12 protein-coding genes are annotated in these 12,765 nt (G+C 39.7%); 4 read left to right on the forward strand and 8 right to left on the reverse strand.

What is annotated here, in order from left to right; genetic code table 11:
- The first annotated feature begins 141 nt into the window (after positions 1–141).
- Together ABH902_RS09285 and ABH902_RS09290 are read left to right on the forward strand one after the other, a co-directional pair.
- On the forward strand, positions 142–1,386 hold the full coding sequence (locus ABH902_RS09285) for an MFS transporter (RefSeq protein WP_404590440.1): 1,245 nt from the start codon (positions 142–144) through the stop codon (positions 1,384–1,386).
- 1 nt (position 1,387) lies between these two features.
- Positions 1,388–1,570 carry a hypothetical protein gene (locus ABH902_RS09290; RefSeq protein WP_404590441.1) on the forward strand — a complete coding sequence of 61 codons (183 nt, stop codon included), beginning with the start codon at positions 1,388–1,390 and terminating at the stop codon, positions 1,568–1,570.
- Between the two features lie 51 nt (positions 1,571–1,621).
- Here the strand turns inward: ABH902_RS09290 and ABH902_RS09295 are convergent, their stop codons facing one another.
- From ABH902_RS09295 to ABH902_RS09330, 8 genes are all read right to left on the reverse strand, one after another.
- Positions 1,622–2,440: a MetQ/NlpA family ABC transporter substrate-binding protein gene (locus tag ABH902_RS09295; RefSeq protein WP_404590442.1), complete on the reverse strand. Its 819-nt coding sequence runs from the start codon at positions 2,438–2,440 to the stop codon at positions 1,622–1,624.
- Between the two features lie 18 nt (positions 2,441–2,458).
- On the reverse strand, positions 2,459–3,133 hold the full coding sequence (locus ABH902_RS09300; protein WP_404590443.1) for a methionine ABC transporter permease: 675 nt from the start codon (positions 3,131–3,133) through the stop codon (positions 2,459–2,461).
- Positions 3,130–3,861, reverse strand: coding sequence for a methionine ABC transporter ATP-binding protein (locus ABH902_RS09305; protein WP_404590444.1), 732 nt, complete (start codon positions 3,859–3,861; stop codon positions 3,130–3,132). The genes ABH902_RS09300 and ABH902_RS09305 overlap by 4 nt, the downstream gene beginning before the upstream one ends.
- 13 nt (positions 3,862–3,874) lie before the next feature.
- Positions 3,875–4,888 (reverse strand): lipoate--protein ligase, encoded by a 1,014-nt coding sequence (locus tag ABH902_RS09310; protein WP_404590445.1) that lies wholly within the window; start codon positions 4,886–4,888, stop codon positions 3,875–3,877.
- 434 nt (positions 4,889–5,322) lie between these two features.
- On the reverse strand, positions 5,323–6,747 hold the full coding sequence (locus ABH902_RS09315; RefSeq protein WP_404590446.1) for a glycoside hydrolase family 1 protein: 1,425 nt from the start codon (positions 6,745–6,747) through the stop codon (positions 5,323–5,325).
- Positions 6,748–6,771: 24 nt separating this feature from the next.
- Positions 6,772–8,631 (reverse strand): beta-glucoside-specific PTS transporter subunit IIABC, encoded by a 1,860-nt coding sequence (locus tag ABH902_RS09320; protein WP_404590447.1) that lies wholly within the window; start codon positions 8,629–8,631, stop codon positions 6,772–6,774.
- A 4-nt stretch (positions 8,632–8,635) separates the two neighbouring features.
- A complete protein-coding gene (locus ABH902_RS09325) occupies positions 8,636–9,484 on the reverse strand; it encodes a PRD domain-containing protein (protein ID WP_404590448.1) in 849 nt (282 codons plus the stop codon).
- Positions 9,485–9,687: 203 nt separating this feature from the next.
- Positions 9,688–11,136, reverse strand: coding sequence for a glycoside hydrolase family 1 protein (locus tag ABH902_RS09330; RefSeq protein WP_404590449.1), 1,449 nt, complete (start codon positions 11,134–11,136; stop codon positions 9,688–9,690).
- 162 nt (positions 11,137–11,298) lie between these two features.
- Between ABH902_RS09330 and ABH902_RS09335 the strand changes: the two genes are divergently transcribed.
- Positions 11,299–12,087 carry a MurR/RpiR family transcriptional regulator gene (locus ABH902_RS09335; RefSeq protein WP_404590450.1) on the forward strand — a complete coding sequence of 263 codons (789 nt, stop codon included), beginning with the start codon at positions 11,299–11,301 and terminating at the stop codon, positions 12,085–12,087.
- 34 nt (positions 12,088–12,121) lie between these two features.
- The gene (locus ABH902_RS09340; protein WP_404590451.1) at positions 12,122–12,727 is read left to right on the forward strand and encodes a hypothetical protein; all 606 of its coding nucleotides are present in this window, start codon (positions 12,122–12,124) and stop codon (positions 12,725–12,727) included.
- Positions 12,728–12,765 lie beyond the last annotated feature (38 nt).

A 12,765-nucleotide genomic window follows, 5' to 3' on the forward strand; every position in this document is an offset into this window, starting at 1 on the left:
TTTGATAATGACTTTTTCTTTTAACAAAACCGCATTTTTTTCTTGGGATTTTTTTGTATAGTAAGACCTACAAGGATATTTCAGAAAATTATATGAATTTTCATTTTATCCATACATAAAAGAAAGAGGGAACAGTTTACAATGTCGGAACATGTAAAAGAAAAATTATTCAATAAAGGATTTATTAGCATCACGTTAATTAATTTTATTGTTTATCTCGTTTATTATTTATTAATGGTTATTATTGCAGTAATCGCTCAGGATGCGCTGCACGCAACGTTAGGTCAAGCTGGTCTGGCTTCCGGTATTTATATTATTGGTACGTTAATTGCCCGTTTGTTTATGGGTAAGACGCTTGAATTGATAGGCAGAAAAGCTGTTTTGCGTTATGGTGCATTGTTTTACTTGATTACCACGATTGCTTATTTGTATATTCCAAGTATCGGTATTCTTTATTTGGTTCGTTTGCTTAACGGCTTTGGCTACGGAACAGTATCTACCGCAACTAATGCGATTGTCACTGCCTATATTCCCAAATCAAGACATGGCGAAGGTATTAACTATTATGGCTTAAGTACCAGCTTAGCCGCTGCAATCGGTCCATTTATTGGGATGATTTTGTTAAACACAATGAATTTTCACTTTATCATTTTATTTTCAATTGTTTTGATTTTGTTGACAACGATTGCCTGCTTCATTTTCCCAGTAAAAAATATTCAGTTATCAGCGGAACATAAAGCCAATCTTTCTCGCTGGACTTTGGATAGCTTTATTGAAAAAACAGTGATCTTTATTTCATTTATTGGCTTTTTGATGGGACTTTCTTATTCAAGCGTGTTATCTTTCCTATCTTCTTATGCCAAAACAATCGACTTGGTTGCAGCTAGCTCATTCTTCTTTGTCGTCTATGCGCTAGTAATTACAGCTACTCGTCCGTTGTCTGGTAGAATTTTTGATAAACATGGGGAAAATGCTGTTATGTATCCTAGCTTTGTCTTTTTGGCAGCTGGTTTAATACTATTAAGCTTTACAACTAGCAGCTGGATGCTATTTGTATCTGGTGGTTTGATTGGACTTGGCTACGGAACCTTTATGTCAAATGGCCAAGCGATTTGCTTAAAAGCCAGCCCTAACAGTCATCGTATCGGGATTGCTATTTCTACTTATTTTATTGGCTTGGATCTAGGGCTTGGTGTCGGTCCTTATATTTTAGGTGAATTACGAAATTTCCTTACTTTCCAAAATATGTATTTAGTTGCAAGTTTGATTCCGATTGTTTGTATCATTCTTTATGCAATTTTCTATAAAGCGAAAGCCTTTGATGCAACTGCTGAATCTGCGGAACAATTAAATGCACTGTCAATTAATGATGCGGAGGAAGAATAAGATGAGTACAGATGAACGTATGCTGAAAGTTTTAGAACAAACCTTAACACAAATTGAAGAACTTAACACACGGCTTGAACATATTGAACATGATCTGACTACGTTGGATTCTCACCAAATAGACATGAATCAATATGCGAGAGAATTGGTCTACGCTACTGAAAACAATAATATTATAGGATAAAAAAATGCAGCAAGGGTGATACCTTTCGCTGCATTTTTTATAAATATTTACTTAAAAAGCCGGTACTAAAGTTTCACTATATTTCGTTTCCAAAAGCTCTCTGACTTTATCGCTGGTCATGGCTTTTTTCAAGGCTTTAATCTTATCTGAATCTTTATTGTCTTCTCTGGCTACCAGACTAATCGCAAAGCGGTCATCAACCTTTTTTTCCAATAGAATCGCGTCTTTTGGCGTCAACCCAATTTTTGCAATATAGGTTGGGTAATTGTAAACCATGGCGATATCTTTTTCGTTATATGCTTCTGCCAAATTCAATAAGTCAACGGAAACCCATTCCAGCTTCTTAGGATTTCCCACTACATCCTTGATTGTGCCGTTAAAACCAACGCCGTCCTTTAATTGGATTAAACCCGCATCAGCTAATATTGCCAACGCCCGTCCTTCATTTGAAACATCGCTTGGTAAAGCGATTTTAGCGCCTTCCGGCAAGTCTTTGATCTCTTGATAATTTTTAGAATAAAAACCTACTTTGGCATTATAGATTTTTTGTACGACAACTAAATTGCCGTTTTTTTCTTCGTTAAATTTTTGCATAAAAGGTTCATGCTGGGCAAAATTTGCATCAATTTCTTTATTTAATAATAGCTCATTGTATTGAATATTATCATTGACCTGCACTAATTCTACCTTATAGCCTGGTTCGATATTTTTACCGGCAAGCTCAACAACTTCAACAGTGGACGGGATATGAGAAGCGACCTTGATGACTTTATCCGTCTTTTTTTCTGTTTCCGCCTCTTTTTTTCCTGAACATCCGGCAAACATCAACGCCGCAACAGCTAACATACTAATAACTACTTTTTTTCTCATCTTCTTTCTCCTAACTCTCTATTTTTTATTTATTTTTTGAGCTAGCCAGCTCCCGCTGATCTGAATCATGCTAACCAAAAGAATCATCATAACAATTGCTGTATACATCACGGCATATTCATACCGTTGATAACCATAACGTAAGGCAAAATCCCCAATACCTCCGCCTCCAATGACGCCCATGACTGTCGAATAAGACACCATACTGATAATAACTGTCGTTAATGATAGTACTAAGCCCGAACGCGCTTCTACATACAAAAAGCGAAAAATCAGCTGCCGTTTCGTACTGCCTAACGCCTGCGCTAATTCTATAATATCCTCTGGCACCTCCAGCAATACCTGTTCTGTAAAGCGCGCATACAAAGCCACTGCTACCACACTTAAAGGCAAAGCCGCTGCATATGTGCCAAAAGCAGTTCCAAGTACATAACGAGTAAAAGGAATTAATGCTACCACCAGCAATAGAAAGGGAAAGGAACGAACGATATTAATGTAGCCATTTAAGAATAAACTAAAAAAACGGTTCGTCTTTGTCGGTGCCTTTTGCATTAAATAAACAGCTGTTCCTAAAGGAAGTCCCAGTACTATAGCCGCTATAATCGACAATAAAATCATAATGCCGCTTTCCGTCAGCGCTTTGGTTAATTCTGGTAAATAATAACTAATTTTGTCAAAATAAGCAGTCATCATCTTAAATTCTCCTGCACTCTTTCGTAATAGGAATTGTACTGTTCCTCTTGACTACTATTCGTAATTGCAAAGACCTCCAGTACCTTACCATTTTCCAAAACAGCGGCTTTACTGCAAAGCTGCTTAATCAACGATAATTCATGACTGACAACGATCATGGTAGTCCCGAAAACCTGATTGATTTTCCGTAATAATTTCATGATGTCGTGAGCATTTTGTCCATCTAACGCCGATGTCGGTTCATCGCAAAGTAAGATTTTGGGCTGCGTAATTAATGCTCGCGCAATCCCCACCCGTTGCTTTTCACCGCCACTGAGCTGCTTTGGATATTGCCGTTCTTTGTTCTGTAGCCCAACAAACGCTAATACTTCCTGAACCTTAGCAGCCTCATAATTGCCAGCTAAGCGCAAAGGCAAAGCGATATTTTCATGAACGGTCTGGTTGTACAACAGATTAAATTGTTGAAAAATCATCCCGATCTCCTTACGCTTTTGTCGCTGCTGTTGTTTTGTCAGCTGTTTTAGATCAACGCCGTCAATTTTAACCTGTCCTTGGGTCGGCTGCTCCAGTGTATTAATCATCCGTAAAAGAGTTGATTTTCCGGAGCCGCTTTCGCCAATGATACCGAAGATATCACGAGCAGCGATCGTCAAGTTCACCTCTGTTAAGGCAGCTACCTGATCGGATCCAGAGGTATAGGTTTTTGAAACATTCTCAAAAGTAATCATTTTTCTCCTCCGCTTAATCAACGAGTAATTGAATAAATTCTGCTTTGCTCACATGATTAAAATAATCCTCAATGGAAATCCCCTTCAAGGCTTTTTCCAGCGCTGATCGTTCATAGCGACAGCCGACTAACAAAGCTGCGATTTCTTTTGTCTCTTTTTGCCCGAAATAGTCGCCGAAGATCATGATCGAGCTAATTCGACCTTTTTCTACCGAAATATTTGCTTCAAGTAAGCCGCCGGTAAATTTCGCTTCTCTTTTTATAGTAAATCGCGGTTCTTCACCAAAAACCCAGTCCTCATTGCCATAAATTTCCGCTACCAACTGATCAATTGCTTCTTCGTCCGCTGCCGTCAGCTGATATTCCTTAGAGGCAATTTCGTCCATTGAAGCTGCATCAAACAAGTGCAGCAACAGCTGATTACGAAACTCTTCTGTGGTGATCGTCTGATATTCTTCCTTGAGGTATGGTTTTAAATTCGTCACACGACCTCGTACGGATTTGGTTCCTTTGCCCGCCAGTTTTTTTTCTGAGACGGTCAGTACGCGGCTTACCTCTTCTAAATTGACATCCAGCATTAAGGTGCCATGGGAATACATTTTTTTATTTTTGATGTACATCGCATTTCCAGAAAATTTCTTCCCGTCAATCATCAAGTCATTCCGACCACTGACCTGTGCATCAACTGCACCCATGGCATGTAAAGCTTCAATAATCGGCTTCGTAAATAGTTTGAAATCGCCAAAGGCTTCGTGATCTGCATTCACTACAAAACTAAAGCTAAGGTTGCCTAAATCATCGTAAACCGCTCCACCGCCTGACAATCTTCTGGTAATTGTAATTCCGTGCTCTTTCGCGTAGCTCAAATCTACTTCAGCCCGAACATTTTGGTTTCTGCCCACAATCACACACGGCTTTTGAATATAAAATAAAATTAATGGTTCCTCCAAAGAATACTGGTTTAATAAATATTGTTCAGTCGCTAGATTACGACGGATATCTAAAGACGGCATTAAGACATAGTGCATGCGCTCCCTCTTTTCTGCTAAAGTGCTTTCATAAAATTTGCTATACAATCATTCCATGTTTACCATTAGTCTATCATTCTACGATTGAATGTTACAGTTTTTTGCTCATAAAAAGCTTTTAATATAATAAACGAGCTTTTTTTATATAACAGTTTTACACACTGTTACACTTCCTAACACAGCAAAAAGATTGATAAACTAAAAAGTGTTTGTTTACCAATCTTTTATACATAAATTCAGACCATTGTGTGAGCAATGTTGTTGGGATGTTTTTCGTCATAGCTGCTATTTTCCAGCATTCGTACATAGACAAAGGTGCTTCTTCCTTCAGGATATGACTGTTCATCGTTCCTGTCTGTTGCTTTGCTCCTTTCTATATTCTACAAAAAAGACACCTCTAGTAAATATACGCTAGAAGTGTCCGTTTTCATTTTTTATTTAAATGTTGGCTTTTGACTAATTAATTCTTGGTACCAAGTGAAGGATTTTTTCCTTTTCCGAGTGAGATCGCCTGTTTGATCGTCCTGTTTGTCAACGTAGATAAAGCCATAGCGTTTTTTCATTTCACCGGTTGTGGCACTGACCAAATCAATCGGTCCCCACATTAAATACCCGAAGCAATCCACGTAATCCTCTACGATAGCTTTTTCCATTTGCTCCACATGCTTTTGTACGTATTCAATCCGATAATCATCTTGAATAGTGCCGTCTGCTTCGACCTGATCAACTGCTCCTAAGCCATTCTCCGTAATAATGATTGGCAGAGCATAACGGCGATAGAGATAGTTCATGATATACCGCAAGCCGGTCGGATCAATCGCCCAGCCCCATTTACTTTGTTCCAGATACGGATTTTGCGTACCACCGAAAAGCGTTTCTTCTTCCTGATCATCGCCTTCGTAACGAGCCACACTTGAAGAATAATAGTTTAAACCGATAAAATCCAGCTTGCCTTTTTCAAAGGCCGCAGCATCTTCTGCTCCTATTTCTAGTTTAATTCCTTGCGCCTGATATTCTCTTAGCTTATATTCCGGAAATTTACCCATACACATTGCATCAATTTGATAAAATTCGCGGTCGGTTTCCTTTAAAGAATTCAAAACGTTTTGTGGATCACAGTTCAAAGGATACGCTGGAGTTAAGCCAAACACACAGCCTACTTGATTGCTCGGATCAATTTCCCGCGCCAGCGCAACAGCTTTGACACTGGCTAAGGTCATATTGTAGCTGATTGTCGCTAACGTTTGTTTCTTATCCTGCAGGTCACTATATTTCAACCCGGCAATAATATACGTAAAAATATCAGAAGCCTCAGTTTGCGGATCAATATGATTCATTTCGTTAAAGGTCACCCAATAGCGCACCTGACCTTTCAACGCTTCAAACATTGTTTTACAGTAGTTTAAATAAAAATCAATCACTTTCGGATTTGTCCATGAACCGTATTCTCTTACTAAATGGACCGGCATTTCAAAATGATACAGCGTCACAATCGGTTCGATGTTGTGCTTCAACAATTCTGCAACAACCGCTTGATAAAATTGAACGCCTAATGGATTAGGGCTTGCTTCATCGCCCTTAGGATAAATTCTAGACCAGTCAATAGATATACGTAGTGCTTTAAAGCCCATTTCAGCAAAAAGCGCAATATCCTCTTTGTATCTATGGTAAAAATCAATCCCTGTATGTGACGGATAATCTTTACCCGGCTTGATCGTCTGACAAATCTCACGCGGTGTTTCATAGGTTCCTTTTGTCACTAAATCCATAATGCCAAGCCCTTTGCCATCCTGATCCCAAGCGCCCTCGCATTGATGGGCAGCAATACTGCCGCCCCATAAGAACTCGTTTCTCTCCATTCAATTATCTCCCTACTTCACTTTTTACAAAATAACGGTTAAACATGCCTCTTGCTCTTGATCGACAATTTTTTCTTGTGCTGCCGGAATTACATCTAAATATTCGCTGGTATTTGTAATAACCACAATCACCGTCGGATCATAGCCGGCTTCTTTAATCCCTTCAAAATCAACCGTTGAAAGTAATTGTCCCTGTGTTACTGTATCTCCTTGCTTTACAATTGTATCAAAAAAGCGGCCATCCAGCTCAACTGTATCAATGCCAATATGAATCAACACCTCAACACCTTGTTCTGTTTTGATGCCAAGTGCATGTTTTGTTGGGAAAACCACCGTAATTTCACCCGCAATCGGTGCAACCACTTGCTTGCTTGTTGGAATAATACCTAAGCCTTTACCTAAAGCTCCAGTAGAAAAGGCCTGATCATTAATTTCAGCCAACGGAACGATCTGACCTGCAACAACACTGCTTAGCGGTACTTTTTTCAAGCCAGTATTTTTTTCAGGATGCTTTTCTGCTGTCGGTTCAACTGCTCCTTCTTCATCTTCTTGAGGAATCCCCAAAACAAAAGCGGCAATCGCAGCAGCCACAAAACCAATCACTACGCTAATAACCATAAAGACTAAATTGGAAATATCCTGATTATCCGCATAAGACGGCAAGCCCATGAGACCCCAAACGATGGAATATGTCTTGACCTGCATCAAGCCAGCAAACAAGCCGCCGATACCGCCGCCAATCATCACTGCTATAAACGGGCGTCTGTATTTGATAAAAGCTCCGTAAATAGCCGGTTCAGTTACACCCATTAAGGCACTGAAGCTGACTGTTCCGAATAATTGCTTTTGCTTCGCGTCCTTTGCACGTAAGAAATACCCAAGCATCGCTCCGGAAACCGCAATATCAGAGATCGTTGCCGCAGCTAGAAAAATCGGGTCATAACCCATTTTATTCACAAAGTTTAGCGCTAAAGGCATCATGAAATTCCCTGCCCCCAGCATGATTAAAAACGGCTGCAGTGCTGCATAGAGCATAACAACAATCCAGCTACCAAATGTATTGTGCAGCACTTCAAAGAACCAGCCGATACCGTCGCCAATCCAAATACCGATTGGTCCAAATACTAGTAGCGTTACCGGTAAACAAATGACCATAATCAACAATGGATTTAAAAAATATTGTAAAAATTTAGGTACATATTTCTTTAAAAGCACTGTTAATTGCCCCATAAACCACACTGCCAGAATAATCGGGATAAATGAATTCGCATAAGTCATCTGCGGCAGCTGAATGCCGAAAATACTTAAGCCTGCGACATCATTAATAGAACTGGAAACCAGCACCGCTGCCAAAGCAACCGCTAAATATGGACTAGCCTTTAAGCGCTTGGCACATGACATGGCAATAAAAATCGGTAAGAAGAAAAAGACAGCCGAACGAATGGAATCCAGTAATTGATACGTCGGACTTTCTGCTGAAATCAGGCCAGTAATTGAAAATAGCGAAAGAAAACCAGCTAACAATCCGGAAGCAATGATTGGTTCGATGACCGGCGTCATTGTTTCAGATAAAAGATCCATTACAGCTTTTAACGGATTCTTCTTCACACGTTCAGTTTCTTGCTCAACCGTAGGAGCCAAGCCCAGCATACTGATTAATTCTGCATGTACCTCATTGACATGCGTGCCGATGATTACTTGATAAGCAACATTGTTGGAAACAACATCCAACACACCGTCCAAAGCTTTTAGCTCCTCTGTCTGCGCTTTTGAACGTTCTTTCAAGGTAAAACGCAGACGCGTCATACAGTGAACAACTGCCTGAATATTTTCTTTGCCGCCGACAAGTCGGATAATTTCTTCATTAAATTCTTGGTATTTCATTTTCCTATGTCCTCTCTTTTTGACTCCGATTCGTCACGCGATGGATGTGAAGCATCAGATAGGTTTCTTCGTCAATTGTCAGATCACAGGCGTATTTTTGCTGAATATAGACTCTGATTTTTTGTACACATTCATAAGCATCTGCATATAAGGATTTGATTTGTTCATTTAAAATCGCATCACTTTCTTCATGAACATTCTTCGTAAGAATCCGTTGAATAAAATACTGCAAATGCGTCATCAATCGCATATAATTCAGCGAGCCTTCATCTAGTTTTAGTTGAAAATGATACTGAATAATCGACAGAATATCTCTCAAGCTCTCCATTGAACGAATCGTTTCGTCTAAATTATTCTTATCCTCCTGCAAATTGACAAAATGAAGCGCAATCGAAACCGCCTCGTCTTCTGGAAACGATAATTGAAATTGTTCATTAATCAGCTCCAGTGCATACATGCCAATATCAAAATGCTGCGGATAAAATTTCTTTACTTCCCAAGTTAATGGGCTGCGAATAAATTGTCCTTTGGCTGCACGTTTCAATGCAAATTCAATGTGATCCAGTAAAGTCAAACTTAGATAGTCATTTGATTTTTCACTTAATTTTTCTTCTCCGTAAGCAATGATTTGGTTGACTAATGTAATATGGCTGGCATCAGAATGAGACAATAAATAACTAAAATGCTCCAGCATATCATTAGAATCCAGCACGTAGGTTTTTTCAATTTCAGCCTCTGTGATTACTTGACCGACTTTTTTTCTAAAAGCCAAGCCCTTGGCATATACAATGACCTCATTGTCTCCTCTGCTTACGATCGCAACATTGTTGTTTAAAATTTGACTCACTTTCACTTCGTTTACTCCTTTCCAGAAAAAAAACTCAAACTACCCAGGAAAGGACATCCCTAGGTAATTTGAGTTCTGCCTGCATTATTCAGTAACATACTCTTTAAAATGACTGCCTCGTCATTATCAGTTTTTTTTCTTGCCTCCAGTATAATGCATCTTCGTGAAATTTGCAACGCTTTCATGAAGACTTTTTATCTCTTTGCGAGCTAAGCCAGATCGGCACCGTTAGTATCAATGACTTTTTTATACCAGTAGAATGAATCCTTGCGGGAACGTGCCAGCGAGCCGTTGCCTTCATCGTCTAAATCAACATAGATAAAGCCATAGCGTTTAGACATTTCACTAGTACTGGCGCTGACTAAGTCAATACAGCCCCACGGCGTATATCCCATTAGCTCCACACCTTCATCAATTGCTTGTTCCATCTGCTCGATATGACTTCTCAAATAATCAATGCGGTAGCTGTCATGAATACTGCCGTCTGCTTCGACGACGTCTTTGGCACCCAAGCCATTTTCTACAATAAATAACGGTATTTGATATCGATCATATAGCTTATGCAAGGTAACACGGAGTCCCACAGGATCAATCTGCCAGCCCCAGTCACTTGCTTTAAGGTAAGGATTTTTCTTAGAAGCTAGTAAATTTCCACTTGTAGTATCCCCAGTTTGTTCATGAGACGCGATACTGCTCATATAATAGCTAAAGGACATAAAATCAACCGTTCCTTCACGCAGAATTTGATCGTCGTCCGCTTCTTTTTGAATGGTAATCTCATGCTCACGGAAGAATTTGTTCATGTAGCTTGGATAATAGCCGCGAATTTGGACATCTGAATAGAATAAATTCGTATGATCGCTTTCAATACTTTCCATTACATCCAATGGATTACAGGTTTCCGGATAAGCTTCCATACGCGCCAGCATACAGCCGATTTGTGCTTCCGGTATAATTTCATGACAGGCTTTCACCGCTAAAGCACTTGCGAGAAACTGGTGATGTGCAGCCTGAAATTGTGCTTGCAACAGGTTCTCATGACCGTCAGCTAAAATTCCACCGCTTAAATAGCCGGTCATGCCGATAATATTAATTTCATTAAAAGTCAGCCAATATTTCACCTTGCCTTTGTAGCGATTAAATAACACACGTGCATAACGCTCAAAGGCCGCAATTGTTTCACGACTTTCCCAGCCATTTTGTTTAAAGGCTAAGCCTAAAGGAAATTCATAATGCGAAATTGTCACTAACGGTTCAATGCCATATTTCAAACATTCATCAAAAACAGCGTCGTAAAAAGCCAAGCCCGCTTCGTTCGGCTCCAGCTCATCGCCATTTGGGAAAATCCGCGGCCAAGAAATAGACAAACGAAAGGTCTTAAAGCCCATTTCAGCAAATAAGGCAATATCTTCTTTATATCTATGATAAAAATCAATTCCATAACGCTTCGGATAAATACCTTCTTGATCTTGCATCGCAAATTCAACGTCTGCTTTCGTGGTTGGTTTTAACAGGCCTGTCATGCTAATGCCGTTTTCTTTTACATAGCGAGCGGTATCTGCTGTGGACCAGCCTTTACCGTCTTCTAAAAATGCTCCTTCAAATTGATTGGCTGCTGTAGCGCCGCCCCATAAAAAATTTTGTGGAAATCCGCTCATTTTTTCCATCCTCTCATGCTTCTTTTTAGTGTATAATTGCTTTAACAGCATTATCTTAGCACGAGCGGTGGAGAACTTGTTTTTTTATTTTCCGCACGATTTTCATTATCTCCAACCATTTTCACCTTTATGAAAATAGACCTAGCAAAGGAGCGTTTCCGTATGCTTGACCTCTTTGATTTTTTTCATTATCTAAATACTAATAAACGGGACACCACCTATTCCCGCATTATCATTTATCTCTTCACACATCTGAATGAAGTGCGTATATTGACAATTACCGAAATTGCCGAGCGCTGCTTTGTTTCACCTGCTACATTGACACGTTTTTGTCGGCATTTCGGGATTCAATCATTCAATGAATTAAGAGAAGCGCTGGTTTCCTTCGGCACACTAAAAAGACATAATGGTCTGCGCATGAAAGAACAGGAATTGACCGATTTAAAGGCTGATCCGCAAAGCTATTTAGCCGCTTATGGGGCCGAAATTACTACTGCCGTCAATGATGTGATACAAACGATTGATTTTGAACAGGTTGACCAGCTGCTAGCTACGATTCATCAAGCCCAAGACGTCGTTATTATCGGCTACAGCTCCACGCTTGATTTAGCTCGAGAGCTGCAAACGGCCTTTATTTTAAGTAAAAAACTGACCTTTGTCGCAGAAACCGAGGAACTCCAGCTGTCTTTAGTTGAAGAGCTTCATGAGGAAGCTGTCGTACTTGTAATTTCTTCTTATGGTTCTCTGTTAAACAAAAGCAGCCAGCTGATCCGAAAAATCACAGACAGTCCGGCAACCTCAATTCTTTTGACCCAGCATACACAAAATACAATAACGAATTTATTTGATCTTTCCATCAACGTGACGCAAACAAACTATGTGCGGATCGGTAATTACCCTCTGACTTTTTTTCTGGATTATTTGGCCAGACGTTACGCCAGCTTATATTAAGCTGTACTCAATCTAAACAATAAAGGAGAAACACATGGGCTTTTTTGATAAGTTTAAAAAAGAAACAACTGCCAATTCTATTGATCTCGATCAGGAAGCTGCAAGAATAGCGGCTATTTATAACACCTACCCTGAATTTCCGGCAATGGCTGAGGATCGAAATGTTGATGAATGGCTGCTATCCATAGCAAATGGCACCAACAAGCTGGTTCCTAAAGAAAATATGATTCGAAATGAGGATCACTTACTGCCAGGTGAAGTGATTTTACTGGACTGGTTAAATGGAAGAGCCTCAACAACCGACGAGTTTCCGGACTTTTTCGAGCTGGAGCTGGGTATCCTGCCGCTTGTTGCGGCACAAGAGCTGGTTTCAGAGGATTACGTAGCTATTTTAAACGATAGTTCGGCTCTACATTATTGGTCATTAGAGCAATTGAATGACCTTTTGACTGAAAATGGCTTAAAGGAATGCTCATCAAAGGAACGGGCACTTCGCTGTATAAAAAAAGAATTTTCGAATGCTTATATTTTAAATATCGTTGCTCCCGGCATGTACGTTTTAACAGAGAAAGGCCAACGAATTATTGAAAAATATGCTGAGTTTATTCGTAAGACCTTGGATACACCACCAACAGATTAGCAAGCAGTAAAAAAACGAGTCAGAGATAGGTAGCTCCT

Source organism: Enterococcus sp. UD-01 (assembly GCF_044909655.1).
GTDB lineage: Bacteria > Bacillota > Bacilli > Lactobacillales > Enterococcaceae > Enterococcus_L.